The organism is uncultured Cohaesibacter sp. (genome assembly GCF_963556055.3).
Lineage (GTDB): Bacteria > Pseudomonadota > Alphaproteobacteria > Rhizobiales > Cohaesibacteraceae > Cohaesibacter.
In genome coordinates, this window is the sequence record NZ_CAUVYE020000013.1 from 340,378 (window position 1) to 366,551 (window position 26,174).

The window sequence follows — 26,174 nt, forward strand, 5'->3', positions numbered from 1 at the left end:
CTCTATTGCGCCAAACCATCATTTGCGTAGAGCGGCTCTACTCCCTGAACCGGGAAGGCCCCTCCCAACACCGTCAAAACGCGCATATATTCACTCTCGTCCAAATTTCTCACAAAATCCGCATAATTGGAAAGCAAATCCTCAGGTAAAGCCCGTAGATCTTTTATTAAGGTAAACAGCCCAATCAAGTCATCTGCTGAGAGCAGCTGCCGGGCAAGATCAAACCACAGACCGGTTTGGCTTTTCGTGACATTTTCAAGCTCGACCTGCTTGAAATAATAATTGGCCTCGGAGCGGTTCCCTTCCATCAGCGCAAACCGACTGGCAACCAGCGGATAGAACGGAAGCTGCTCTTGAGGAAGATAATGGCCTATCTCTTCGGCTATAACGTCTTCATGGCTGGCAAACAAATCTTCAAGCAAATTGGCAATTGCATCATGTGATACCTTGTCTGGGCCATAAGAGCGCAAAAACGATATCGCGCCATCCAAGTCACCAATTGTGCTCTTGAGCGAGATCATCGTCTCGGCATCACCATCGGAAAAAGGATAATTGGCTGCAATCAACGCATCCAGATAAGCATTGACCTGAGCTTTGTTGCCCAGCTTGAGTGCATAGGAACTGGCCAGGAAACTCATCTGAGGATGCTTGGCAATGACCTGACTGGACAGATTGGATATCAAGTCTGCCCGCCCAAATTTGAGACACTCATTGAACATGATCGTCAGGCCAATTGTAAGAGGACTGCCATTTATGGAGTTTTCGAGCCAATGCCCGGCCCGCTCAAGAGCCTCCTCATTCTGACCTTGTCTCAACAGCAATTTGAAAATCTGCGCACGCATGGGCCACAATGTCTGATCAGCATCCCTGTCGCTATCCATTTTTCGGAAATAGGATAGGGCTTCCTTTGCATTGCCATCTTTGAGAAGCAGCATGACAAGCCTCTGCTCATAGACCGTAGGCATTTCCCCACGCGCTGCAAAAAGCTTGAGAAGCTCGGTTTCTTGCTCATACTGGCCTTGTAATCGACGGCGACCAATCAGCGTCTCGAGATATTGAAGATCTGGCGAATGCCTGGCCAAATAGTCAAGCTGCTCGAAATATCCATCCTCTTTCTCCAGGGTCAGATAGAAATTGAGCATCATCTCGTGGATTTCCAGATTGCCCGGATCAGTTTTTAGAATGAGTTTGAGCGTTTCCTCATAAGCATCCAGATCGCCGACAAGGCTTTGCAGCTTTGCAAGCTCCACCAGTATGTAGGGATCCCGGTTCCCGCCCTTAACCAACCTGTCCGTAAGACGATAGGCTTCCTGAAAATTCCCATCCTTGAGATAGGCGCTGATTTCTTCCTTTGGGTCAGGCAGCAACAGATAACCGGCACCGAGGGCCACCGCCAAAAGGATGATCACCTTGTAATATATCGGCTTCATCCCGCAACCTTTTCTCTGGCTGGCATGGCTCTGTCAGGCTTGAGCAAAGAGTGAATTTCTACAGAAACCGTCCGCTGACTGGCAAAGGGCAAAGTGACGGAGAGAAGATGATCCTCACCGACAGATATCTGTTGGTCGAACGCTCCCTCAGACCAATGCGCCACGACGCGATAACAACCTTTGGGCAACCCTTTCCAGAGCATTTCACCTCGACCAAAGCCGTTGGCCTCAAATGTCAGTTTGCATTCCCCCGTATCACAATCTGAATGGTTGACGTTGCGCACTTCCCAACGGGACGATTCAAGAAATGGAACAGAGGCAACCACCTGGTTTGCGTCATCGCGTTTCATAATCGCGAGAACCGGCACAGCCACTGATGCATCAAGGGCGACATAAAGAGAGCCCGCATGCCGGTTCTGACCAATCACGCCCTTGCTGTTAAGCCAATCAACGCCAAGCTCATCGGCATGATCAAAACGCAAGGTCTGCAAAAAATCACGATCATGGATCGCCCAGCGCATCGAACCCAGCTTTTCAATTCGAGCCTCGAAAAAGCTGTCGGCAATGGCTGCATAGTGTGACGCAGTCAAAGGAAAGTAGGGTCCGTCGCGGGCGAGATCCAGATGGGTCTGTATTGCCTTTATGGCATTTGCACGCTCGCCTGAGAAAGAATGATAATAGACATTGAAGGGCTTGAGGCGGCGAGGAAACTCGGTGTTCTTCAAGGTCTCTTCCAAAGCAGCAAAGCCATAGAAGGGCCCCTTCCAATTGTTGGTGAAGGTCTCCTCATTGCTGGCAGCTGCATATATCTGGCGCTGATCACCAATAACCCGCGACAGGGCCGGTACATAAATGACCGATGGATTGCTAAGGTCATAACGGGAGTCGCCCCCATTCAGATTTCGGACGCCAGCAAGTCGCGAAGCGCGTATCGCCGCTTCGAACGGTCGCGTATTTCCACTCCAAAACAGAATTTCTGCCTTTTTGCCTTTCGGCGCCTGTTGAGTGGCAAAATCCAGCGACCCCTTGATTTCCGTATCAAGATCGAAAGGAAAGCGCAGATAGGCCCGCAATGCCCCTTTCAAGCCATCCAAAATGTAATTGTCGGTTTTAACATCGGGAGAAATTCTATTCAAAATCGTCTCGACTGAACCGATGACACCGGTTGGAGCGGAACTGGACTCTTCATTTTTTTTCTTCAGAAGTGCCAATTCCTTTTCCCGATCATAATTTTCGAAAAAATTCCAGTCAAAGGGATGCGTATGTGTATGGCTGGCGACCTCTACCTGAGGCTGGGCAAGGATTTCCCTGGCTATCTCCAATCCATCGTCGGTTCCCCCGATAGCCTTGTCAAAGTCACCGGTAACCAGCCCTATGGACACGGGAAGACCCGGATAAGGCTTGATCAACTCTTCCAGCATCACCTTTGAGGAAAAAACACGATCTTTCTTGTATTTCTCCATGAAGGAAACATTGTTCCAGCCATCCCCGTCAACATGCGAGAAATAAATGCGGTTGCCATAAAGAGTGGTCGTATCGGGAATTGGAAAAGCATGTCTTCCCAGCACCGTTTCGAATAACTCAAACGGATTGAGCAGCCACTGCATCAAATTGACGCTTGCTTCATAATCAAACTCATACCCCGAATGGACAAACGCTCCGTTTGCATTCGTGGTAATCAGCGCCGATTGCTTCAAACCGGTTTGGTCTGCAAAGTGAACACTTAAGTGAATCCTGGTTTCCGGGCTGATTGCTTCAAAATAGTCAAAATTGGGAAGAACACGAAAAGGCTCTCTTTCAAAAGCATAGATTTTCCGATCAATGACCTCATATCCGGCATCCGATGTATCAAACAGAAAAGAGAAATGGTTTTTCAGCCCCAATTGCGCAAGGAACCGATTTGTCAGTTTTTTGGACTCTTGGCTGTCGATACCTCCAACCTGAGAAAAAACAACGAACTGAGTGCCACCGCGAATGCACTCCTCAGCCCAAATCAGATAGTCTTTCCAATTGACCAGGGATCGATGAAACCAAGTGACGACCGCTTTCTTGTCTCTCATCTCGTCAACGGACGGAAGCCCTTGTTGAATATCGTGATAATCTACCTCATAGCCCAAGTAATTCAGCGGCATTTCAAGATAGGCGTGAATATTGGTGTCAACCGGCTCCTTTTCATCACGACTGTCATACAGGGCAAGCACGGTCCGTTTAACAAAAGGCTCGAAACGCTCGGCCTTTGCCGAGGGGGCAATACTGGATTGAGCGAAACAAGATCCAGCCATGCCCGCCACAATGACCGTAACCCTGATAAAGAGAACGAGCGCTTGCAGAACGACTTCACGCATTTCAAATCCTACACAAAACAGTTGCGCAACCCTGGCAAGATCAGATAAAGCCGCAACCAATTTATACAAACCGAAATATTTACTATTCTGATCCGAGAAAAGCCAAGCTGATTATAAAAATCAACTTTAGCGATATTTACCATTTTAAATCAAATTGTTCGATGATTTAGAGTTAATCCTGTACAATTTATCAGAGCGTACTATAAATGCCACGGATCAACAGCTGCGTGGGAAACCGAGATCAAAAAATGCTTAGTGTAATGTATCGATGGATTAAACCTTCTATTGAAGGCTTTGCACTGTTTTTCATCATTTTTGCCCTTGACGAGCTGATCCCGGGTGTCGATCTGATGGCGCTATCTCCTCATCCGTTTTGGTTACCAGTCATACTCTTCTCTCTGCAATATGGGGTAACGGGCGGAATTCTGGCGTGCATGGCGAGCGTGGCATTGCAGCATCATTTCGCACCACCCATTCAGGGACTAGATGAAGGTGTGTTTGAATTTCAGCTCCGCCTCTGGTTGCTGCCGATCTTGTGGTTGCTGTCCGCCATTTTGGTTGGCAGCCTGCGCAGCCGTCAAAACTGGCAACTGAACCAGCTCATGACACACATCCGTCAACTGGAGACCGAACAAGACACGATCAAGGAATATAACCGATCCCTTGAAACGACGATTGATCAGTTGCAGAGAGATTTCGTTACCGTCAAGCAGTCTGATGCCAACGAGAGCCAGAAGCGCGCCCCTGAAGATGGTGGTCTTCTTTCAACCCTTGATGATCTGCGAAACCCGCAAGGGCGTTGGACAGAAGTGGGTCTTGAAGAAACGCTGACCGGGTTGATTGGCCCCGTCACCAGAATTTCCATCCTGACGAACGATGGTCACTGTTTCTATCCGACAGAGCTTGTCAGGAAAATGAAGCAGTCAAACCAGAAGCCAAAGACCGGGCAGGACCATTATGACCGCATCGATCATGGCAAAGTGGTTGAATTGCGCATCAACAAGGACAACTCGACACAGCAGCCTGACGCCGAACGCGACAACCATGCGCATGGCAAACATCTCAACCACATGGAATTGCCGCTTCGCACCGCTGATGATGGTCTTCTTCGGGGGACCTTGGTCCTTGAACTGGCAGAAGACAGCGCCCAGACGCTATCTGAAACGATCAAAAAGAACGGTGCGCGAATGGATGTGATCACCGTCAACCTGGCCAATGCCCTTCGCAGCCACTACCAATCTGCAAGGACCCGCGCACCAGCAGCCCACCAAAACGAAAACTCCGAAGAACGGCCATCATCCCTCATCAAGCTTGGTCGTCTCCCCGGAAATGGCAAATTGTTCGACATGCCTATCGTTGAAGACTGACCCGAATGACCGCAAGTATGGAAGCCCCGGAGATGGCAACCAAGAGGGACATCCCTGACACAGCGACTGCACCTTCAAACTGGGCGTTCGGACCTCTCCTTCTGCTTGCTCTGCTCCTGGAGGTCCCTTTGGGACTTTGGGGTCTCACGACCGACACGCATTTGGCGGGCCCCTTCGCAGTTCATGCAATCATATGCCTTGCTCTCTTCCTGCTCACAGTTCTGCAACACCACCAGACCATCACAAGAATTCCACGCGGTCGCTTTGATCCAATCGGCATGCTCGTTCTTGCCTGTCTCGGACCGGCCGGGGCTCTCGGCTTGCTCATGAGCGCAGGCCTGCTATGGATCAACAGGGGATCGGAAGAAAAAAACAGGGAATGGTTTGAAGATCTCAGCCTCATAGGTGTGCAGCATGACACCAATGACCTCTACCAGAAAATCATAAACAACCGCACACGACCACTGGGTAACAACAATCTCAAATCCTTTGACGAGATTCTGGCCCATGGCAAAATGGATGAGAAACAAGCGATGCTCGGGGTGATCGCGCTCAAATATCACCCCAGTTTCCTCCCGTTTCTGCAAAAGGCCCTGAAAGATCCAGAAGCGGCGATAAGAATCCAGGCGGCGGCCGTTTCAACCAAGTTGCACACAGATATCAAATCGCGCATGGAACGGCTGTTGAAGAGCCGACACAATTCCCCTTCAGTTGACCAGATCCGCACCACCGTTGACGACTATAGCAGGCTCATTCATTCGGGTTTGCTGGAAGAGCATCAGAAAATCCAACTGATGCAGTCTCTGAAGCTTTTCCTCGCAGAACATGCCTCGGACCCTCAGGCCGCTTTCCTGAAGTCCGGAATCGAGCCCGCTTCTTGGGACAATGACCTCCTGCGGTCTCAAACGGAGGCCCGCTCGATCGGCAAGTTCGATCTGACTGATGACAACGCGAGCAAATCAGACAAACCATTAAACGACGTCCCGCCAAACTCACCCTCCGGAAACAATGGATGAGTGTGACATGGCCTTGATGGAAAACAAAAAGAACAAGCAGAAATCGGTCCTTGTCCGCAGATCGCATCAGCGCGCGGCAGATGAGGCCGGGGATCCAAAAATCGCAAAATGGCATGCCATTGCAAACAAGGATGCAAAAGCTGATATCTGCCTGATCGTCGAAGGATGCTACCCCTTCGTTCGAGGTGGCGTTTCCACCTGGCTCGATTGGCTGATGAGAAACCAGCCGGATCTGACTTTTTCCGTCTTTGCAATCTTTCCCTTCTCCGATTTCCGTAAGGCTCATTACGAAGTGCCCGACAATCTGGTTTCATTTCACCAACTCGGACTTCAGGATTTGGGCAAGGAAAGCTCGTTTGGCCACAAGATCGATAACAAGTCCGTTAAACAGCTCCATGAGGAGATGACGACGGACCTGCTGAACCTGTTTGATGTCGGCGGATTGGAAGACTTCTCACGGCTTAATGCTGCAATACAGGATCCCGCTTCGGGCATTCCCAAATCAGGTTTCATGAACAGCCCCTTTGCATGGCATCTGATCAACAGCCTTTATGAAAGGAAAATGCCGCAAGCCTCCTTCCTTCATTTCTTCTGGGCAGCCCGCGTTCTGCTGGGAGGCATGTTTGCTATCATGCAAAGCGATATTCCCCGAGCCGACCTTTATCATACGATCTCAACCGGATATGCCGGTCTTCTGGCTGCCCGGGCAAAACTGGAAATGAAAAATCCGGTGCTCATTTCAGAACATGGCATCTACTCCAATGAGCGCAGGATCGAAATCCTGATGGCAGACTGGATTGCCGACACGGTAGATACGGGATTGTCACTGCAAGACAAACGCTTCGACTTGCGGGATCTATGGCTCCGCGCCTTCGATTCCTATGGCCGGACCTGCTATCAGGCCTGTGATGAAATCACGACTCTCTTTGAGGGAAACCAGCGAATACAGGAATATTTGGGTGCCCCGACCGACAGGATGCATGTCATTGCCAATGGCATCAAATTCGAGAATTTTTCCTCGCTGGAAAAGCAGGAAGGTCATCCTCCAACGATTGCTCTGGTAGGGCGCGTTGTCCCAATCAAGGACATCAAGACCTTTCTTCGCGCCGTTTCCATCGCTCGCAAGTCTATAGATGACTTGTCCGCTCTTATCATGGGCCCGACCGATGAAGATGAAGACTATTTTGAGGAATGCAGACTGCTCGTAGGAGAGCTGGATCTGGAAAGCTGCCTCACTTTCACGGGGAATGTCAAATTGACGGATTATTTCCCGCAAACAGACCTCATTGTCCTGTCCAGTCTTAGCGAGGCACAGCCTCTGGTTCTGCTGGAAGCCGGCGCAGCCGCCATTCCCTGCATTGCCACTGATGTCGGATCCTGCCGCGAAATCATCGAAGGCCGCTCGGATGAGACGCCCGCCATCGGGGCCGGAGGAATAGTCACTGGTCTGGTCGACGCAGTCAGCATCGCGCGCGCCATCGTCGAACTTCTCACGGACAGTGAGAAGCGGATTGCTCTGGGTAAGACCCTCCAAACGCGGGTAGATCGTTATTATCGATCAGAGCAGTCGGCCCAGAATTACAAAGCGCTTTATGCACGACATGGAATAACATCGGCCCAGTCGGATCCAATTGGAGATCCGCGCGAGCAGGACAGGTGAGCGATGGCAGGCATTGGTTTCAAGTTGCAGAAGATCGCGCGTCAGCAGGGACTATTTTCCGGTTTTTCCGCTTACGGGCATGCTGCGGTCATCGTTGCCGGACCCTGGATTTTCACAATCATTGCCGTCGCGCTCATTTCGATCTCGACCGAAAAAAGGCTCGGCATCGAAAGCCTCGCCAATTTCCGCATCGTGCTGATCTATGCCTTTGCATTGTCGATCATAGCAACCGCTCCAGTGGTTATCATTGCGACCCGCATGGTATCAGACATGTTCCATGCCCGATCTTTCGACAGGGTCAGCCATGTTCTGTTTGCCGCCCTTTTCTTTGGCCTCTTGCTGACAGGGCTCGCCTCGTTTCTGGTGCTAGTGGTCTATTTCAATATTGATCGACACTATTTGCCACCAGCCATATTCATCAATTGCCTCATCGCTCTCATCTGGATCGTGCTGGCCTTCAGTGGCGCGATACGCGATTATGCCGCCATCACGATTGGCTTCGCTGTCGGCTTGTCGATTTCAATCATGCTTGCAATATGGTCCGCTGGGCGGGGGGGCCAGCCGATTGATCTTCTTTGGGCATTCTCGGTCGGGCTCTGTTTTACGTTCTTCTGGATTCTGGTCAGGATTCTCAGAACCTTCCAGGACGCCATTCAAGCTCCCTTCTCTGCATTGCGCCTGATGCTGCGCGTTACACGGCAACATTGGATTCTGGCAGTCGGGTCATTGATCTCCATGATCGCCGTATGGGCGGACAAATTCGTCATGTGGATTGCTCCAACCGGAGAAAAGCTTGCCGTCGGGCTGGTTCATGCCCCCATCTATGACAGCGCCATGTTTCTTGCCTATTTGGTGATCATTCCATCACTGGCATCTTTCATGATTCACATCGAAACCAATTTCTTTCTTCGCTTCAAGGTCTTGCACAAGGCAATCGAAAATCACGCCACTCTGAAACAGATTGAAGACCTCACCAGACAATTGGCAACATCGACCCAGAAAGGATTGTGGCAAATTCTGCTTGTTCAGGGACTATTCTGCCTTTTGGCAATATTCATGGCGCCGCTCATCATCGAGCATTTCAATTTTCAATTCCGCCAGATCAGCATCTTCCGGATCGGCATTATCGGGGCCCTGTTTCAGTTTCTGTTTTTGGCATCCTCCTCTACCCTGTTGTTTCTCAACCAGAACAAAGACTATCTGAAGCTGCAACTCTTGTTTTTATTTCTCAATACAGTTTTCACTGTCGTCACCCTTCATTTCGAGTCTATATATTTGGGATATGGATATTTGGGAGCAAGCGTCGTGTCTGGTCTGGTGGCCTATCTATTGCTCGAAAACCGGCTCGATAATTTGCAGTTTCACATATTTCACATGGCTGCAACGCGCAGTGGTGAGAATGACTGGATGAGATAGACAAATGATGACCATTTTGTTTCGAACAATCGTGGCCAGCTTCGTTTTTGCAAGTCTGATCGACGTATCCTTTGCAGATGGGGAACCGGAAAAACGCCCTGATCTGTTTCAAGTCAAGCATTGGGGATATCAACTCCAAGGCCCGGACTTCGAGGAAATCGCCGCAAGTCCCCTCGACCTGATCGTCATTGATGCTTCCCGGGATGGTTCCAGAGAAGGTGCATATCTCCCTGAAGAAATTGACCAGCTGAAAACCAAACCCGATGGCTCAAGACGCCTCGTGATATCCTATTTGTCAATCGGTGAGGCAGAAGACTATCGCGGCTATTGGCAAGAGGAATGGAACGACAATCCACCTGAATGGCTGGGTGAGGAAAATTCGAATTGGCCAGGCAACTATCTCGTTGAATATTGGAATGAGAGTTGGCAGACCATAATCGAAAAGCAGTTCGACCGTGTGATCGATGCCGGATTTGACGGTGTTTATTTTGACCGCGTCGACATCTATTGGGATTACAGAGAAAGACCAACCTCGGAAGAAGACATCATTGCCTTCGTAAAACGATTGGTCGACAGGGCCAGAGACAAAAACCCGTCCTTTCTTATCATGGCGCAGAATGCCGAAGCCCTGTTCATGCACGACGCATATGCCGCCCTACTCGATGGAGAAGGCAAGGAGGACCTGTTTTTCGGCATCAATGGCGATGAAGTGCCCAACTCGGAGGAAGAGATATACTGGAGCCGCAAATATCTTCTGCAAGGCTATGAAAAAGGTGTTCCCATTTTCGTAATCGAATATCTGCAAGACGAAACCTTGCGTCAGCAAGCCAGAGAAAAAATAAGGCAGCTGGGCTTCCTGCCAATCTTCGCAGAGCGGTCTTTGTCGCTGTTGCCGCAAGAATAGAGAAGCCTCAGGGGCTGAATGCCTGAAAAGAAAAGACGCTTGTCTTCTGCCGCACACATATCCTCGACAAAAGTCCAGAGGCATTGCGGCTGCGCACTCTGCCCCTGACGCTTAAACAGAATAATGTCAGCAAAAAGCAAGCGGTTTCAGTTCATCAACTGGTCAAATGGCAGAAAGTCGAGCATGTCTCCTTTGTTGACGAGCGTATCTTCGGGAATTTTCGCCAACCCGTCAGCCCAGCAAACACTATTCATGATCGCGGATCCCTGACGAGAAAAAGAGTGCAGCTCCATCTTGCCATCCTCACCGACAACCGCTTTCACTCGAATATATTCGCGCCGCTTGCCGGGCTTGGAGCGCTCGAACCCCGCTGGCAAACACCAAACCGGTTTGACGGTCTCGGCCTGTCCTTGCAATTTGCGGATTACCGGCCCGGCAATCAGAAGAAAGGTGACATAGGTCGAGACCGGATTGCCCGGCAGCCCCACGAAAATGGTATTCTTGACATGACCATACGCCACCGGCTTGCCCGGCTTGATATTGAGCGACCAGATCTCAAGATCTCCAAGTGCCTCGATGGCAGCCTTGACATGATCCTCCTCGCCCACAGAGACACCACCCGTTGTCAGAATGAGGTCTGCTGCATCAGCTGATTTTTCAAGCTTTTGCTTTATGGTTTCAAGGTCATCCTCTGCCCACCCCATATCGACCACCTCGCAGCCCAGCTGTTCCAGAAGGCCATTCAGTGCGTAGCGATTGGAATTGTAGATTTTTCCCTGCCCCAAGGGCTGACCGGGATCGGTCAACTCATCCCCGGTCGACAGGATCGCAACTTTCACGGGCTTGAAGACCGTCAATGTTCCAACACCGATCGATGCGGCCATGGCAAGATGCGACGGCGCAAGCCGTGTTCCGGCTCGGACAGCCACATCACCAACCGAAATGTCTTCTCCGATGCGCCGGATATTGTCACCCGGCTTGACGGGTGTCTTGAAGGTGACAACGCCATCCTTTTCCTCGCATTTCTCCTGAATGACAACGCTTTGAGCGCCAGCGGGAACCGCAGCTCCGGTAAAAATCCGAGCCGCCGAATTTGGCTCCATCGGCACCCCGACATCACCGGCGGCAATGCGTTGGAGTACCGGCAAGGAGAGCCGGGACGCATCAGACATCAGCGAGTCGCACCGCACCGCGTACCCATCCATGGCGCTATTGTCTTCGGGTGGAGCATTGGTTGTGGCCACCACATCCCGCGCAAGCACCCGGCCCCGCCCGGCCATCAGATCAACAGTTTCAGTCCTATCGAGTGCGGAAAGACCAGCAAGGATCTTGCTGAGGGCATCCTCGACTTCCATCAATGGTTTTTTACCAGTTTTAGGGGCTTTTTTTTGTGTCATGACAAGCTCTCGATATCTGCAATTTTGTAGGAGTTTGGAGAGATTTGCGAAAGCAAACGGGGGACGTTCACTTGGGCAGGTCGCACTCGATGACTCCCTATCTAATCACTATAAAACTCAGGGTCCTATTCGCAATTACACCAATCTGTTTCATCAGATTGCTTTTCTTTGTCGTCATCAAAGACATTGCGTCCTGGCCAAGCTCTCTTTTGCCCAGGCGACGAGGGCTTCAACATCGGCTTCCAGCTCGACGGCAGCCCCTTGCGAAAAATCAAGCCATGCCTCCAGATTGAGGGCATTGACACCAACGATAATGGGCGTGTCCAGCGATATTGCCTGAGCCATGACATCCCGAAAACCACCGCCCTTCGCCTCGCGCTTTCCATATTTGTTGATCACAAGCAGATCAGCATCACCAAGTCGGCTCGCTGCAAGGCCGGCCGCTTTTTCAAGCGCACTGGTGTCCAGATAACAGCTCTTGGATTGACCAGCGAGATTTTGCGAAACACGGATTCTGGGACCATCGGGCAACACACTGATATACATGTCGCACTTTTCAGCCCCCTCCTTCTCGGTTTCTGATTGAATAGTGCCTGTCACCTTGATCCCGTCGGCAATCAGGCGAGATGCCATTTCCGAGAGGATCTGATTGACGTGAACCGTGCCGCTTTCGGACACCACATAAGCAAATTTCATCTTGGCTAATCACTGCATGGATAGGGGAATGGATCAGACGCCTTTTCCGCATTTGACCGGACAACACAACGATAGAACTTTCACATTTTTCTGTCCATATCGCTCACAGACCGAGGCTCGGGAAAATCCGAGCCGATCACAGAACTGGTTGCGAATTATCCGTCAAGGAACAAGCAGCATTCCGCAAAACCAGCGAAATTTGACAACCCGCCAACATCGGCTAGCGAAGACCTACCGTCATGTTGAGCTGATAATGAATGCCGCGACCGATCATTTCGCCAATAAGAACAATCACGACGCCTGCAAGACCAACTGTCAGCGATAGACCGTCCTTTGTCAGCAGAACCCAGATCCACGAAGCCAAGACGGCAAACAGCAACGCAAAGCGTGCCGCCATCCATGTTGCAAAGTGAGGACAGAGATCCGTAGGCCGCTTGATGGCGGTTTCGATTTCCAGCAAGGACGCGGCCTGTTTGAGAGTGACAAAAAGGGATCCGACAAAGGAAAGTGCCATCACGCCAATCGGGCAAAAGAGGGAGAGACCGGTTTGAACCGGCATGGCAGCCGCGAAGAGACAGGACGCCAGCGCGCTGCCACCCAGCAGCGTTGTCACGGTAAAGGCCACCGGTGTCATCCAGTTATACCAGGTAGGAACGGTGCGAATTCTGTAAAGCGCGATCATGCTGGCAAAAAAGGCCAAGCTGAAAAGGAATGTCAGACTTGTGAGCGACATGATCATCCAGTCACCGCTTGTTCCAAGCCAATCCAGTCCGACCCAATCAACAATCCAGCCCAGCAACCCCAGAGCTGCAAATCCGCCGCCAAAGAATACCTCGTTGGAGAAGGCCGAGCGGCCAACCCGAAAGACGGCATTGATTGCCCGTCGCGGCGAGCCCAGATGCAGGGTCGCGATGGCAAAAGAAGCAATCAGCAACAGCCAGACGGCCAGCATTGCATGATCAAGGCGAAGCATTTGTTCCGGAGTTCCTCCGGCAAACAACTTGTTGAAGAGACACCACCAATAGGCCCCGATTGTGCTTTGCGCTATTACGGTGAAAAAGACCAAAGGCCATTCCGCAAATCCCATGTCACACCTCCTCAGCATTCCCAAGACGACCCGTCCGATCCGCGCCCTGTCGCGCGTTTGGATTAGGCCTGACCACAATATTGGGAGCGGTGAAGATTTCGGGCGGCATCGGGGCTATGGTTGCAAAGCGACCGTAGCGCGCACGAAGCTCTTCAATCGGGCCAAAATCGAGCGCCCTGGTCGGGCAGGACTCGACGCAGACCGGTTTCAGCCCCACCGCCAGCCGCTCGTAGCAACCGTTGCATTTGGTCATGTGGCCTTTGTCGGCGTCATATTGAGGCGCATCATAGGGACAAGACATGTGGCAGAGCTGGCAGCCGATGCAAAGATCCTCATCAACCGTGACAATCCCGTCCTCGGGTCGCTGATACATGGCGCCTGACGGACAGACCTCGACGCAAACAGGCTTTGAGCAATGATTGCAGGCGATCGAGAGATAATAGGAAAAAACCGTTTGTTCCCATGTCTCTCCGATCGCCTGCCAGTCACCACCGCTATATTCGTAGACACGCCTGAAATTGATATCTCGGCTCAAATTCTTGTAGTCTTTGCAAGCCAGCTGGCAGGTCTTGCAGCCGGTGCATTTTTCGGCATCGAAATAGAAGCCATATTGCATTGCCATGCCTCAAGCCCTTTCGATTTCGACGAGATTTGTGTGTTGAGGATTGCCCTTTGCCAACGGGCTGGGACGTTGCGAGGTCAGGATATTGGCTGATCCGCCGCTATCCTTGCCAGATACGTCCGGTTTGAACCAGGCCCCCTGCTCCATGGAGACAACACCGGGCATGATGCGGGGCGTCACCTTGGCCGTGGTCTGGGTTTCACCGCGCAGACTTCTGACCCGGACCCTGTCGCCGTCTGAAATTCCCCGCGCCCTGGCATCGATGGGATTGATCCAGACACTGTCCGTTATCGCCTGCCGCAACAGATCGACATTGTGATAGGTGGAATGGGTCCGGCCCTTGGGATGACGAGCATAGAATTGCAAGGGATAGCTCTTGCGGGTTTCCCTGTCTTCATAGCCTTCCCATGTGGCGACATATTGAGGAAGCGGGGTAATGACATCCCCCTCTGGCAAATCCCAACTGGCTGCGATCTCTGCTAGACGGTCTGAATAGATTTCGATTTTTCCTGATGGCGTCTTGAGAGGATGAGCAAGGGGATCGGCGCGGAAGTCAGCAAGCCCCACCCGCATCGCTTCAGGTGCGCGCCTTTTTATCATTCCCATTTGGCGTGCGGTTTCAAGATCCGGCAGGTCGGGATCCGCTTGCCGCATCGTCTCGTGGGCTTCTTTGAGCCAGTCTTCGAAGCTCTTGCCTTCAGTATAGACGTCTTCAACGCCCATATGCCGGGCAAGCAGTGAGCAGATGTCCCATGCCGACTTGCATTCATACATCGGCTCGATGGCGGGCGAGAGATAAATCGGTCCGCCCATTTCACCCACGGCATAACCGTTTGTGATGATGTCGGATCCCTCGAAATTTGTGATGTCGGGCAACAGCACATCCGCAAATTTTGCGCTCGGCGTCAGGTGATTGTCGATCACCAATATGAATTCGCAAAGACTTTCATCCTCAAGGATTGCGGTCGTTTTCGAAATATCCGAATGCTGGTTGATCAGCGTGTTACCGGCATAGTTCCAGATGAATTTGATGGGCTGGTTCAAGCGCTCTGCGCCCTGAATGCCATCGGCTTTTGCGGTCATGTCCTTGCCGCGCGAAATGGCATCGGTCCACAAGAAGACCGGGATTTTGGCAGAGACCTGATTGTCCGGCAACGGCAGGCCCGGCACTGGATAGCTGTAGTTGCCCGGCTCCTCACCCAGATTGGTTCCGGCAAGCCCGATATTACCAGTAAGAATTGAAAGCATTGCGACGGCACGGGCATTCTGCTCGCCATTGGCCTGACGTTGAAGACTCCAGCCCTGCGCAATGAAAACGGGTCTGGCCTGCCCGATTTCCCGCGCCAGCTTGATGATCCGGGAAGCGGGAATGCCTGTGATGGGGGCAGCCCAATCGGGTGTCTTGGCAATGCCGTCACTGCCTGATCCGAGAATATGGGCTTTGTAGGAACCGTTCGCGGGGGCGTGAGCTGGCAAGGTTGTTTCGTCATAGCCGATGCAGTAGCGATCCAGAAAGTCCTGATCGACAAGATCTTCACTGATCAGGACATGCGCGATGGCCGAGACGAGCGCGGCATCCGTGCCGGGGTGGATGGGCAACCATTCGTCTTCTTTACCCAACATGCTGTCCGAATAGCGCGGGTCGACGAAAATTGTGCGTGCGTTGCTGGTCTTTTTCCATTCCTGGAACTGAAATGTTTCGCTGCCGCCACTCATGCGCAGCTCGGAGGGGTTATAACCGAAAAACACGCAAAGCTTTGCGTTGCCGATTTCCGCGCTCAGACTGCGATGCTGCGCATAATCCTCGCCATAGGTGAAGGGAAGCGCAAAGCGGATCTGGCCGTTCGAATAAGTGTTGTAATAGTCGAGATATCCGCCAATGATCCGCAGGAATCTCTGACAGGAACTGCGACCAGCGAAATTGTATCCCGTACAGCCCGATCCATAATGATAGTAGATCGCTTCATTGCCGTAGGTGTGTATGGTGTCTTTGAGCTTGTCACCGATAATGGCAATCGCCTCGTCCCATGAAATGCGCTTGAAGGCACCCTCGCCCCTTTTGCCCACGCGTTTCATCGGATATTTCAGGCGGTCGGGATTATAGACCCGCTGCCGGGCGGAGCGGCCTCGCAAGCAGCCCCGAACTTGATGAGAGCCGAAAATGTCCTCGCCGGATCCGTCATTGTCTTCTTGCGAAATCCAGCGGATTTTGCCGTCAACCACATGGCACTTCAAAGGGCAGCGGCTGGAACAGTTGGTGACGCAGGCATTCATCACCGTCTTTTCCTCAAGTCCCCCGACCACGTCTAGGATCGAGGTCCGAGGATGAGTATGCAGGAACGGGAGGGGAACGGTCCGCGCCAGTCTCGACCGGCTCTTGCGAGCGAAGTCTTTCAAAGACCCTCTTACGAGCTTGTCCCGTTTGGAAGTCGGTCGTTTCGAAGCCATTGTCCCACGCCCCGTTTCCTACATCATTTTATCGCAAAGTGGCGACATCTGTTGGCCTCAGACAAGACCCAGAAGCCTTGGTAACCACAAGGACAGTTCAGGCAACAGACCAACAAGGATCACAACAACCATGTTGATCAGGATGAAGGGAAGCAATTCCCTGCCCAACTCCCATATCCCGACACGACAGATATTCGATATCGCGAACAGGACGTTACCAACCGGAGGCGTCACATAGCCGATGTTGCTGTTGATGATCATCATGATGCCGAACTGCAAGGGATGAAGCCCCGCGTCAAAGGCCATCGGTCCGATGATTGGCCCGAACAGGATGATCGAGGTTGCCGGATCGAGCCATGTTCCGAGGAACAGGAAGAACAGGTTCACACACAGAACCAAAACAAGCATGTTGCCTTTGATCGGAGTGAAGAGCTGATCGACAAATTCTGGAACATTCTCCATCGCAAAGATCCAGCCAACGGCAGCGGCCCCGGCGATGATAACCAGAAGGCGGGCCGTGTCGATTGCCGATACCTTGAAGGTTGCCAGTACGTCACCGCTTTTCAAGGTGCGCAGGATAAACATCCCGACCACGATTGAATAGATAACCGCAGCTGCAGCTGCTTCTGTTGGCGTGAAGATCCCACCCAGAATACCGATGACGATGATCAGCGGCATGATGATGGCCAGAGAGGCATCGCGCAGACCGATGGCAAGAGCCTTCGGCGTTACTGGCGTGTCGAGCGTTGGGAATTTCCGTTTGCGTGCGATCAGATAGACAATCAGCATGTCGGATCCGGCAATGATCAGGCCGGGAATGATCGCAGCAATGAAGATCCCGCCAACCGATACCCCCATGGTCGCCGCATAGAGAACGGCAATCGTCGATGGGGGAATGATCGGCCCGAGAAGAGATGACGCACCAGTGACAGCGCCGGCAAAAGCACGGGAATAGCCCTGCTTTTCCATCGCAGGTACAAAGATCTTGCCAAGCGCGACCACGTCACCGAGCGCAATACCGGTAATCCCTGCAAACAACACGCTCGAGAGCACATTGACTTGCGCCAGACCGCCACGCATGCGACCGACAACGAGGTTGGAGAAGTTGACAAGGCGATCCGAAATGCCGGATCGGTTCATCAATTCCCCTGCCATGAGGAAGAAGGGGATCGCGACCAGAATGAACGAGTCCAGACCACCGAACATGCGATTGGGCAGCATCATGATCAACGGAACATCCGCCAACAGGAAATAGATTGCCGATGTTGACAGCATGGCAAATGCAACGGGCATACCGATTGCGAGAAAAATCATGAAAACAACAATGAATCCAATGATATCCATGACCGCGCCTCCTATTCTTCTTCGACCAAAAGTTGAACCAGCTCATGTCGATCGGCTTCAACTCTTGGATCTTTAGGGCGCTTACCCGTGAACACGACGATCAGTTCAATGATCGCATTGACCGCTGAATAGATAGCCAGAGGGAGGGCACCAAAGAAAATTGCGAAAAACGCCCATGCCATGGAAATCTGAAGACCGGCAGACGTTATGAAACTTGATCCTACGGCGAAGGGATAGCCGTATGCTGCCAACAGAATGGCAACGGCGAAAGTGCATGCAAAGACGACAAAGCGGGAGACTGCGCGCAGGCGGTCTGGCATTGCATCCTGAAAAGCCCGAATACCCAGATGGTCATCCATTCGCGTAAGCAGGCCAATACCCAGCATGACCATCCACACGAGCAGATAACGTGTCGCCTCTTCGGCCCATGGCAAACCTATGGAAAAGAAATAGCGTGCGACAATCTGGGAAACTGTGATCAGCAGCATCACCATAAGCAAGAATTGGCACAAAGCTTGGATCAGACGGGATAGTACCGCAAGCCCTGACAAGAACCAGTCTAGCATTTCGGAATACCTCATATATTGCGGCAAAATAATCGCTGTGGCGGGCGGGAACCTGCCCGCCACATCTCGGCTTATTCTTACTCAGGTTGGTATCCGAATTTTTTTTCTGCCTTGGCAATTTCGGAATAAAGCAGATCGATCAACTCGGCATCTACTTGCTCCTTGATCATGGGCAAAACCGCAGCTTGGCTCAGTTTCTGGAATTTTGCCTTTTCAGCAGCAGGGACCGGATGAATAGTCATGCCTTCTTCCTGAAGGGTTTCGGTGTCACGCTGTTCGGTAGCTACGCTGACGCCGCGCATTGTGACAGCTGCAACCTTGTAGGCCTGCTTCACAATCCCCTTGTCTTCTTCTGACAGGGCCTGATACCACGCATCATTCACAAGATAGAAGTAAACGAGCAGGATGTGACCATCGAGCGTCAGATGATGCTGAACTTCAAAGAGTTTTGGCTGAATGAAGTTGCCGATCGGGTTTTCCTGACCATTCACCACACCGGTCTGCAAGGCGGTGTATAGCTCGTCCCATGCGACAGGTGTCGGATGAGCGCCAAGAGCTTCCACCATTGCCATGTGAACGGGGTTGGTCATGGTGCGGATTTTCATCCCCTTCATGTCCTCGACCTTGGTGATCGCCTGATCTTTGGTGGAGAAGTGGCGATAGCCCAAGTCAGAATAGGCCAGCGGGCGCAGACCCGTCTGTTTTGCCATGCGATCAGCCAATTCATCACCAAATGGGCCGTCCATGACTTCCCAGGCGATTTCACGGTTTTTGAACAGGTAGGGAATGGAAAGGATCTGGATGTCGGAGAACAGCGGAGCCAATGGCCCGTCTGAACAATCGAAACCCTGAATGACACCGGCACGCAACTGGTTGGGCAGGTCTTCCGTTTTGCCCAACTGCCCCTTGGCGAACAGCTTGACGCTGATCCGACCACCCGAACGGGCTTCGATTTCATTTTTCAACTGGGCTTTTGGCAGCCAGTGGATAGAAATCTCTTTGGGGTTATAGATACTTGGTGTTGCGAATTTCATGTTGATTTCGGCTGCATAGGCGGTGCAAACCGAAAGGCCAACCATGAACGCAAGTGTGCTGGTAGTTTTCGCGAAGATACGTTTCATTTTTTCCTCCCATAAAAACGGATCTTAGTGATAAAGCGGGGTGCTCCTTCTTACTTAATGGTCTGTATGTGTGCGGTTTTTTCTCCTGCGGGTGAGAGTTCAATACCAAAGCCAGGACGATCAGGCGCGACAAAAATGCCATTTTCTGGCTGCAAATCGTGATCAACCATTTCCCGGAGACAGTTTTTCAGAGCAAAGCTGTGATGCTCGTGAATTTCAAAGTTGGGAATGGCGGTTTCCAGGTGGAGAGAGATGGCTGTTGCGACGGGTGAGCCACACACATGAGCCTGAACACCAACATCATAGAGATGAGCAAGATCGCAGATTTTCTTACCTTCAGTGATCCCCCCAACAAGACCCAGATCGGGCTGTATCATATCGATGGATCCGGCTTCGAAATATGGCTGGAACCCCCAACGTGTATAGAGGCGTTCACCTGTTGCCAAGGGAATATTTGTCTGCTGTTTTACCCAAACATGAGCATTGGGCGAGTTGTATTGAGTCGGCTCTTCAAGCAGCGTGATATCGAGATCTTCAAACAAACGCGCCAGTTGCAGAGCACCCGGAGCGCTGGTGAAGGAGTGCAACTCGAGAATGATGTCAACCTCGGGCCCAAGAGCGTCCCGAACCGCTTCCATGCGCGCCCGATATAGCTTTTTGTGAGCTGGATCGATGAGACCACGCATATTGAGTTCTCGTTTCCCGTCAGCCGTTATCATGCAAGGGTCAACCTTGACCGCATCATAACCTTCAGCAAGCGCCTTGGCGGCCGACTTACCATAATCCTCTGGCTTGAAAAGCTCATTGACATGATCGGTCCAGTCAAATTGAAGCTGGCTGGCATAGGTACGCAAAGGTTTGGGCTCGGTCGCGCCGAGCAACTTGTAGACCGGCATGCCAAGGGCTTTGCCTTTCAGGTCCCAAAGAGCGGCATCAATGGCGCTCATGGCACCGAAGACAACAGGTCCGCCCCCTTCTGCCCAGAAGGTACGGCGCAGCATTGTCTCCCAGATTCGTTCATTATTGAACGGGTCTTGACCAAGAATAAAACGCTCACAAAGCTCGGCAATCATGGTTGCTCCCGCAGGTGCTCCGATGCCGTAGGCCATACCCAACTCACCAAGGCCGGTGATTCCGTCATCCGTTCCCAAACGGACCAAAACAGGACGCCATAACTCCATTCCGTCCTGGCCGGTTTGGTCATAGGACAACACTTCGATATTCGTGACTTTCATTTTGTCACCTCCCACGATCAGCTTTCAATTGTATACAACATACACCATACACAATACTTGTCTAGTCAAAATTTTTCGGGTACGATACAAACAGACCTTAAGTTTGGAGGCGATATGAAGAAAATCGAACGTCAATCGATGACAGCAAGGGCGATAGAAATCCTGCGGAGTTCGATCATTGCTGGTGACCTGAAAATGGGTGCACCGTTAATGGAAACGGAATTGTCGGAAATGTTGGGCATAAGCCGTACCCCTATCCGCGAAGCGCTTTCCAAGCTTCAGTCAGAGGGGTTGGTCGTCGTCAGACCCTATCGTGGCACAACAGTTTTTACAGTGACCGGAGATGAGCTCGTTGATCTGGTCGACTATCGTGAGGTCATCGAGGTTGCCGCGCTGCGCCGTGCGATGGCATTTCGGCAAAAGGAATTGCTGATTGCGTGCGAAGACGTCATCAAGAGAATGAAAGTGACTGTTGAAAACGAGGATTTGCGAGCATACCTCATCCTCGATCAGGAACTTCACAACACCCTGGTCTGCTCGAGCGGTAGTCGCTGCCTGATGGATGGATACAGTCTTATCGAAGCAAAAATGGCGGCGCTTCGTACCGCGCTTGCCCAGACGACATCGCGCATCCTGGCGTCTTTCGACTCGCACGAAGAGCTTCTTGAACTCATCCGCAAGAAACGCACTGAAGAAGCCTGCGCGCTGCTTCAGCTCCATGTTCAGGATGGCAAGCAACTGTTTTCATCGGGTCCGGGAGTGATCACGGGCATGACCCCCGAACGCAGCGAGGCCGAGGAGGTTTCCGTAACGGGATAAGATAAGCCAGCTCATCATTAGAAAAAGAGGAAATTAGCATTCCAGGTGGCTCCAGAAGCTGCCGGATGGGTGCCTGCTGGTGCCCATGCCCTTTCGTGCGGCCTTTTGAAATCTCAATCCAGAGTGAGGCCGGATGTTCGGGAACAAGGATGTTTCAGATTGGGAGGTCGAAACAAGTCCATGAGCCGAGATGTCATTATCAGCATTGATGCAGGAACAACCGTAATCAAGGCGGTCGCTTTCACACTTGATGGCCAGCAAATTGGCATGGCCGGGCTGCCAAATCACTACACCAACACCGCCGATGGCAAAGCTGAGCAGGACATGCTGCAAACGTGGAAAACCGTCGTTGACGTGCTGCAAACGCTTATCGGCTCAATCCCCAATTTGGCCACCCGCGTCGCCGCATTGGCCGTCACCGCTCAGGGTGATGGGACATGGCTGATCGACGAAAACGGAACCCCGACCGCTCCCGCTCTCTTGTGGCTGGATTCACGTGCCAGAGACATCGTGCAAGAGGTTGTCACACGAGAGACCTATCCCGAAATTTTCTCCATCAACGGTACCGGCACCAATTCCTGCCAACAAAGCGCGCAACTGGCATGGTTCAAGCGCAACAGGCCGGACATTCTGGCGCGCTCGGCAACGGCCCTGCACTGCAAGGACTGGCTCTATTTCAAGCTGACCGATGTCCGCACAACCGATGCATCGGAAGGAACTTTCACTTTTGGTGATTTTCGTACCCGGCAATATGACCGCGCCCTGCTCGAAGCCTTTGACATTGCAGATCTGGCCCCTTTGCTCCCCCCCATCATGGACGGAGTAAAGCAGTCCCATCGCCTTAGCGCCAAGGCCGCGCAAGAAACAGGCCTTGAGGAAGGCATTCCGGTTGTTCTGGGCTATATCGACGTTGTCTGCTCCAGTCTCGGCGGAGGTCTGTTCGATCCCGAAGGCCGGGCGGGCTGTTCGGTGCTCGGATCAACCGGGGTTCACATGCGACTCGCTCTGACACCTGACGACGTGCGGCTGAATGGTGAATGCAGCGGCTACACCATTCCCTTCCCCCATGAGAAAGCCTGCATACAGATGCAATCCAACATGGCCGCAGCAATCAATATCGACTGGATTGTCGATGTCGCACGCGACGTGTTGGCAACCCGGGGCATCAGGCCTTCCCGAAGCGAGTTCCTTGAATCTGCCGACGAGATCATCAGGGAACAGTCGTCAGGAGGCCTCCTTTACCATCCCTATATTTCTCCATCGGGAGAAAGAGGCCCCTTCATGGAGCCATTTGCCCGAGCCGGTTTCATTGGCATTGACAGCTCAAACGGCTTTTTCACCATGATGAGAGCTGTGTATGAAGGCTTGGCCTTTGCCGCCAGAGATTGCTATTCCGCAATGGGCCCCCTGCCCTCGGAAGTCATACTGACAGGGGGAGCTGCCCGCTCGAAAGCATTGCGCAGCATCCTGGGAGATGTGCTTGGAGCAAAAATCCGGTGTAGCCAGCGCGAAGAAACAGGCGCAGCCGGTGCTGCCATGATTGCAGCGGTCCAGATCGGCCGCTACGCGGATCTCAAAACCTGTTCCGAAGAGTGGGTCGCCCCCTATCTTGGTGACCCGGAAACAACCAATTCAATCCCCGCAGACCACTTCACTTCCCTCTTCCATGCCTACCAGACGAGCCGCGAAGCCTTGCGACCCGTCTGGAAAGACATGGCAGCCTCAGCAAAAGGAGCGCCGCAATGACTTTGAAAATTGCCGTAATTGGCGATCAATTCATGTTAGCGAGTACGTTCGAACAGGCAATCAAAAACAGTTGCTCTGTTCCCACGAAAATTCGCACACTCAATCTCGATTTTCCCGATGTACCGATGCGTCAGGGACGTGAAGAGGACGGAACCGCAGGACTGAAGGAATTCCTCGGAGATCCGGATCCGATTGCCGATTTCATCGGTGATGCGGAATTGCTGGTCACTCATCTTGCCCCGCTTTCAGCAGACATGTTGAAACGGTTACCGAACATCAAAATGGTTGCCGTGGCACGTGGCGGCCCTGTCAATGTCGACATCAATGCCGTGCGTGAACGCAATATCCGCATTGTCAATACACCGGGCCGGAACGCCAGCGCCGTTGCCGAGTTCACAATCGGGGCGATCCTGAGCCAGACCCATAATATCGTGCGCGGACATGATGGCCTGCGCAAGGGCAACTGGCGCGGCGAACTCTATCGAGCCGACATCACAGGTGACGAGCTATGCGACATGACCGTTGGCGTCATTGGCTACAGTGAGATTGGTCGCCTTGTCGTCAAATTCCTGCGCGCCTTCGGGTGCAAGATCCTCATTTCCGATCCTTATGTGGACGTGCTGCCTGAAGATGCCGACTATGGAGTGCGCAAAACCGATCTTGATGAGCTTCTGGAGGCTTCCGACGTCGTCACCCTGCATGCACGACTGACACCGGAAACCAAGGAATTCATCAATGCCGATGCCTTCGCCCGCATGAAAAAGGGAGCGGTTCTCGTCAATACCGCCCGCGGCCAACTGGTTGATCAGGACGCCCTCATCGCAGCCCTGTCATCGGGGCATCTGCATGGTGCGGCCCTCGACACCTTTGCCGTCGAGCCACCGGAAGCCGACTCGCCCCTGCTCTCGCTTGAAAATGTAACCCTCACCCCACATGTCGCCGGCGCATCCCTGCGTACAGTCCGGGTCACAGCCAACAAAATTGCCGAAGAAGTGCGTCGCTACATCGCCAATGAATCACCCGTCAATCCCTGCTAACCAATGGAAACCAGACAATGAATCCAAGAGAACGCGCATTGCGCTCCGAAATCATCGACAAAGCAAACTGGATGAATGACAGCGGCCTCAATCAAGGCACGTCGGGCAACATCTCTGCCCGGTTTGAAGACCGGATGCTGATCACTCCAAGCGGCATCCCTTACGATACGCTGGAACCGGAGTCCATTTGCTCCATGCCACTGGAAGGCGAATATGGCGCATGGGACGGCCCGTTCAAACCATCCACCGAATGGCGCTTCCATCTCGACATCACAAAAGAACGGCCAGATGTCGGTGCCATCATCCACACCCATTCAACCTATGCCGCGACCCTCGCCATGGCGCGCAAAAGCATCCCCGCCGCTCACTATATGGTCGCCATCTTTGGCGGCGACAGCGTCCGCTGCTCGGGCTATGCAACCTATGGCACAAAAAAACTGTCAGAGATGGCCCTTGAAGCGCTCGAAGGGCGCTGTGCATGCCTTCTCGCCAACCATGGTTTGCTCGTTGCCGGATCCAGTCTCGATAAGTCCGCCTGGCTGGCTGTGGAACTGGAAACCCTGTGCCGCCAATATTATCAGACCCTGACAATTGGCGGTCCGGTCATCCTGACAAAGGAAGACATCGACGATGTCATGAAGTCGATTGCGACCTATGGACTGCAAGACAAGGAATAGGAAAGGCACACAAGAAAAAGTGCCAAAAAAAACGAAAAGCCTGGCAGATTGTCAGGCTTTTTCTTTGCAGTTTGAAACCATAGGCCGAAAAGGCATGGTTCCACCTTATTCGACAAGCGGCGATCGATCAGGGAGCAGGTGGCGATAAACGCCACCCGCAAAACCGGATCAGTATTCCATGCGCCACATGTAGCGACGAACACTCAGCGGATGACCGCGGGAGTCGCTGAGAGCCACAGCATAAGTGCGCAGCAGGGCAGTAAACATGATCGGAACCAGATATTCCGCAGCATCGCCCGCAACCTCTTCTACGCCGAATTCCTTGGCGTCCAGAACCAGCAGACGTTTGGAATATTTCTCGGCAAATGCCAATGCGCGTTCATCCATCTTGCGCGTATTCGCAAGGGTTTTCAGAACAATGAATGGCGTATCGAAATCGGTGATTTCAAACGGACCATGGAAATACTCGCCAGAATGGATTGCGGCAGAGTTGACCCACTGCATTTCCTGCAAGAGGCAGATCGCGAAAGAATAGGCGATGGAATAGCAAGAACCGGAACTCATCGTATAAATGACAGGTTCGCGTTTGTAGGATTCGGCCCAGGCTTTTGCCTTTTCCGCATGAGCGGCTTTGACTTTTTCGGCTTTTTCATAGAGCGACGGGATTGCAGCTTTTGCCAGATCGATCTTGGTATTGCCTTCCAGTTCCTTCAGACAGCCCAGAACGAGTTGAACCAGCAGAATGGCATTGTGTTTTTCGCCAACAGTCAGCGGATCAAATTCATAATAGATCGACTGCTCGGCAGCTTCATCAAGCTCGGATTCCGGCTTGTGCGTAAAAGCGATGGTCAGGGCACCGGCTTCGCGGGCATAACGGGTTGCTGCGATGGTTTCCGGTGTGTTGCCTGAATGAGAGCAGGTTACAACAACCGAGTTTTTGCCAAGGCGAACCGGAGCACGCGCGATGAACTCGGCGGAGCTATAGGAATAGGCCGCAATGCCTTTCGCTTCGCGATCCATGACATATTGCCCCTGCATCAGCAGAGCATTGGAACCGCCGCAAGCGACAAAATAAAATTCGGTGACACTTTCGCGCGCTGCAACAGCGGCAATGGCCTCTTCAAGACCAGTTTTTTTTACTTGATCATTCATGGCTAGATCCTTATGACGTTATATGACGTCATATTATTTATTCTGTCGTCGAAGCCAGAGTCAACACTGGTTTTGCAATTGTCGCCTTA

Annotated in this window: 21 protein-coding genes; 9 read left to right on the forward strand and 12 right to left on the reverse strand. The window is 52.3% G+C overall.

Translation table 11 applies throughout. The features are described 5' to 3' along the window. Positions 1-2 precede the first annotated feature (2 nt). Together ACHZB8_RS10280 and ACHZB8_RS10285 are read right to left on the reverse strand one after the other, a co-directional pair. Entirely contained in the window at positions 3-1,430 is a 1,428-nt protein-coding gene (locus ACHZB8_RS10280) for a hypothetical protein (RefSeq protein WP_316860170.1), read from the reverse strand. Further along, positions 1,427-3,775: a hypothetical protein gene (locus ACHZB8_RS10285; protein WP_316860171.1), complete on the reverse strand. Its 2,349-nt coding sequence runs from the start codon at positions 3,773-3,775 to the stop codon at positions 1,427-1,429. Before ACHZB8_RS10285 ends, ACHZB8_RS10280 begins: the two co-directional genes overlap by 4 nt. A 248-nt stretch (positions 3,776-4,023) precedes the next feature. On the opposite strand from ACHZB8_RS10285, the gene ACHZB8_RS10290 reads away from it, so the two are divergent. The 5 genes from ACHZB8_RS10290 to ACHZB8_RS10310 are packed head-to-tail and all read left to right on the forward strand — an operon-like array spanning position 4,024 to position 10,138. Beyond that, positions 4,024-5,142 carry a hypothetical protein gene (locus ACHZB8_RS10290; protein ID WP_316860172.1) on the forward strand — a complete coding sequence of 373 codons (1,119 nt, stop codon included), beginning with the start codon at positions 4,024-4,026 and terminating at the stop codon, positions 5,140-5,142. 5 nt (positions 5,143-5,147) lie between these two features. Continuing rightward, positions 5,148-6,158: a hypothetical protein gene (locus tag ACHZB8_RS10295; protein WP_316860173.1), complete on the forward strand. Its 1,011-nt coding sequence runs from the start codon at positions 5,148-5,150 to the stop codon at positions 6,156-6,158. A gap of 7 nt (positions 6,159-6,165) precedes the next feature. Then, entirely contained in the window at positions 6,166-7,818 is a 1,653-nt protein-coding gene (pelF, locus tag ACHZB8_RS10300; RefSeq protein ID WP_316860174.1) for a GT4 family glycosyltransferase PelF, read from the forward strand. Positions 7,819-7,821: 3 nt separating this feature from the next. Further along, positions 7,822-9,234, forward strand: coding sequence for an exopolysaccharide Pel transporter PelG (gene pelG, locus ACHZB8_RS10305; protein ID WP_316860175.1), 1,413 nt, complete (start codon positions 7,822-7,824; stop codon positions 9,232-9,234). Positions 9,235-9,238: 4 nt separating this feature from the next. Next, positions 9,239-10,138 (forward strand): MJ1477/TM1410 family putative glycoside hydrolase, encoded by a 900-nt coding sequence (locus ACHZB8_RS10310; RefSeq protein WP_316860176.1) that lies wholly within the window; start codon positions 9,239-9,241, stop codon positions 10,136-10,138. A gap of 146 nt (positions 10,139-10,284) precedes the next feature. On the opposite strand, the gene glp is transcribed toward ACHZB8_RS10310, so the two are convergent. From glp to ACHZB8_RS10355, 9 genes are all read right to left on the reverse strand, one after another. After that, positions 10,285-11,535 carry a gephyrin-like molybdotransferase Glp gene (gene glp / locus ACHZB8_RS10315; protein ID WP_316860177.1) on the reverse strand — a complete coding sequence of 417 codons (1,251 nt, stop codon included), beginning with the start codon at positions 11,533-11,535 and terminating at the stop codon, positions 10,285-10,287. A gap of 177 nt (positions 11,536-11,712) precedes the next feature. Next, positions 11,713-12,231 (reverse strand): DUF2478 domain-containing protein, encoded by a 519-nt coding sequence (locus tag ACHZB8_RS10320; RefSeq protein ID WP_316860178.1) that lies wholly within the window; start codon positions 12,229-12,231, stop codon positions 11,713-11,715. A 220-nt stretch (positions 12,232-12,451) separates the two neighbouring features. Beyond that, entirely contained in the window at positions 12,452-13,318 is an 867-nt protein-coding gene (locus tag ACHZB8_RS10325) for a DmsC/YnfH family molybdoenzyme membrane anchor subunit (RefSeq protein ID WP_316860179.1), read from the reverse strand. Between the two features lies 1 nt (position 13,319). Next, positions 13,320-13,940, reverse strand: a complete 621-nt coding sequence (locus ACHZB8_RS10330; protein ID WP_316860180.1) for a DMSO/selenate family reductase complex B subunit — start codon at positions 13,938-13,940, stop codon at positions 13,320-13,322. Between the two features lie 3 nt (positions 13,941-13,943). Further along, positions 13,944-16,388, reverse strand: coding sequence for a DMSO/selenate family reductase complex A subunit (locus ACHZB8_RS10335; protein WP_316860181.1), 2,445 nt, complete (start codon positions 16,386-16,388; stop codon positions 13,944-13,946). 57 nt (positions 16,389-16,445) lie between these two features. Then, positions 16,446-17,732, reverse strand: coding sequence for a TRAP transporter large permease (locus ACHZB8_RS10340; RefSeq protein ID WP_316860182.1), 1,287 nt, complete (start codon positions 17,730-17,732; stop codon positions 16,446-16,448). Between the two features lie 11 nt (positions 17,733-17,743). Further along, a complete protein-coding gene (locus tag ACHZB8_RS10345) occupies positions 17,744-18,298 on the reverse strand; it encodes a TRAP transporter small permease (protein ID WP_316860183.1) in 555 nt (184 codons plus the stop codon). Positions 18,299-18,375: 77 nt separating this feature from the next. Further along, positions 18,376-19,419: a DctP family TRAP transporter solute-binding subunit gene (locus ACHZB8_RS10350; RefSeq protein WP_316860184.1), complete on the reverse strand. Its 1,044-nt coding sequence runs from the start codon at positions 19,417-19,419 to the stop codon at positions 18,376-18,378. 50 nt (positions 19,420-19,469) lie between these two features. Then, positions 19,470-20,654: a mandelate racemase/muconate lactonizing enzyme family protein gene (locus tag ACHZB8_RS10355; RefSeq protein ID WP_316860185.1), complete on the reverse strand. Its 1,185-nt coding sequence runs from the start codon at positions 20,652-20,654 to the stop codon at positions 19,470-19,472. 114 nt (positions 20,655-20,768) lie between these two features. Here ACHZB8_RS10355 and ACHZB8_RS10360 point away from each other — a divergent pair, with 114 nt between their 5' ends. From ACHZB8_RS10360 to ACHZB8_RS10375, 4 genes are all read left to right on the forward strand, one after another. Continuing rightward, positions 20,769-21,473, forward strand: coding sequence for a GntR family transcriptional regulator (locus ACHZB8_RS10360; RefSeq protein WP_316860186.1), 705 nt, complete (start codon positions 20,769-20,771; stop codon positions 21,471-21,473). 180 nt (positions 21,474-21,653) lie between these two features. After that, positions 21,654-23,219, forward strand: a complete 1,566-nt coding sequence (locus ACHZB8_RS10365) for an FGGY-family carbohydrate kinase (RefSeq protein WP_316860187.1) — start codon at positions 21,654-21,656, stop codon at positions 23,217-23,219. Beyond that, positions 23,216-24,256, forward strand: a complete 1,041-nt coding sequence (locus tag ACHZB8_RS10370; RefSeq protein WP_316860188.1) for a 2-hydroxyacid dehydrogenase — start codon at positions 23,216-23,218, stop codon at positions 24,254-24,256. The genes ACHZB8_RS10365 and ACHZB8_RS10370 overlap by 4 nt, the downstream gene beginning before the upstream one ends. Positions 24,257-24,273: 17 nt before the next feature. Next, positions 24,274-24,933, forward strand: coding sequence for a class II aldolase/adducin family protein (locus ACHZB8_RS10375; RefSeq protein WP_316860189.1), 660 nt, complete (start codon positions 24,274-24,276; stop codon positions 24,931-24,933). A 168-nt stretch (positions 24,934-25,101) separates the two neighbouring features. Here the strand turns inward: ACHZB8_RS10375 and ACHZB8_RS10380 are convergent, their stop codons facing one another. Further along, a complete protein-coding gene (locus ACHZB8_RS10380) occupies positions 25,102-26,085 on the reverse strand; it encodes an SIS domain-containing protein (RefSeq protein WP_316860190.1) in 984 nt (327 codons plus the stop codon). Between the last annotated feature and the right edge of the window lie 89 nt (positions 26,086-26,174).

Excerpts from the sequence above, each read along its gene's own strand:
- ACHZB8_RS10365 (WP_316860187.1), top strand. The coding sequence starts at position 21,654 with ATGAGCCGAGATGTCATTATCAGCATTGATGCAGGAACAACCGTAATC.
- pelF (WP_316860174.1), top strand. The coding sequence starts at position 6,166 with ATGGCCTTGATGGAAAACAAAAAGAACAAGCAGAAATCGGTCCTTGTC.
- ACHZB8_RS10285 (WP_316860171.1), bottom strand. The coding sequence starts at position 3,775 with ATGCGTGAAGTCGTTCTGCAAGCGCTCGTTCTCTTTATCAGGGTTACG.
- ACHZB8_RS10280 (WP_316860170.1), bottom strand. The coding sequence starts at position 1,430 with ATGAAGCCGATATATTACAAGGTGATCATCCTTTTGGCGGTGGCCCTC.
- ACHZB8_RS10325 (WP_316860179.1), bottom strand. The coding sequence starts at position 13,318 with ATGGGATTTGCGGAATGGCCTTTGGTCTTTTTCACCGTAATAGCGCAA.
- ACHZB8_RS10340 (WP_316860182.1), bottom strand. The coding sequence starts at position 17,732 with ATGGATATCATTGGATTCATTGTTGTTTTCATGATTTTTCTCGCAATC.
- ACHZB8_RS10330 (WP_316860180.1), bottom strand. The coding sequence starts at position 13,940 with ATGGCAATGCAATATGGCTTCTATTTCGATGCCGAAAAATGCACCGGC.
- ACHZB8_RS10350 (WP_316860184.1), bottom strand. The coding sequence starts at position 19,419 with ATGAAACGTATCTTCGCGAAAACTACCAGCACACTTGCGTTCATGGTT.
- ACHZB8_RS10335 (WP_316860181.1), bottom strand. The coding sequence starts at position 16,388 with ATGGCTTCGAAACGACCGACTTCCAAACGGGACAAGCTCGTAAGAGGG.
- ACHZB8_RS10370 (WP_316860188.1), top strand. The coding sequence starts at position 23,216 with ATGACTTTGAAAATTGCCGTAATTGGCGATCAATTCATGTTAGCGAGT.
- ACHZB8_RS10355 (WP_316860185.1), bottom strand. The coding sequence starts at position 20,654 with ATGAAAGTCACGAATATCGAAGTGTTGTCCTATGACCAAACCGGCCAG.
- ACHZB8_RS10295 (WP_316860173.1), top strand. The coding sequence starts at position 5,148 with ATGACCGCAAGTATGGAAGCCCCGGAGATGGCAACCAAGAGGGACATC.
- ACHZB8_RS10320 (WP_316860178.1), bottom strand. The coding sequence starts at position 12,231 with ATGAAATTTGCTTATGTGGTGTCCGAAAGCGGCACGGTTCACGTCAAT.
- glp (WP_316860177.1), bottom strand. The coding sequence starts at position 11,535 with ATGACACAAAAAAAAGCCCCTAAAACTGGTAAAAAACCATTGATGGAA.
- ACHZB8_RS10290 (WP_316860172.1), top strand. The coding sequence starts at position 4,024 with ATGCTTAGTGTAATGTATCGATGGATTAAACCTTCTATTGAAGGCTTT.
- ACHZB8_RS10375 (WP_316860189.1), top strand. The coding sequence starts at position 24,274 with ATGAATCCAAGAGAACGCGCATTGCGCTCCGAAATCATCGACAAAGCA.
- ACHZB8_RS10380 (WP_316860190.1), bottom strand. The coding sequence starts at position 26,085 with ATGAATGATCAAGTAAAAAAAACTGGTCTTGAAGAGGCCATTGCCGCT.
- ACHZB8_RS10310 (WP_316860176.1), top strand. The coding sequence starts at position 9,239 with ATGATGACCATTTTGTTTCGAACAATCGTGGCCAGCTTCGTTTTTGCA.
- ACHZB8_RS10345 (WP_316860183.1), bottom strand. The coding sequence starts at position 18,298 with ATGCTAGACTGGTTCTTGTCAGGGCTTGCGGTACTATCCCGTCTGATC.
- ACHZB8_RS10360 (WP_316860186.1), top strand. The coding sequence starts at position 20,769 with ATGAAGAAAATCGAACGTCAATCGATGACAGCAAGGGCGATAGAAATC.
- pelG (WP_316860175.1), top strand. The coding sequence starts at position 7,822 with ATGGCAGGCATTGGTTTCAAGTTGCAGAAGATCGCGCGTCAGCAGGGA.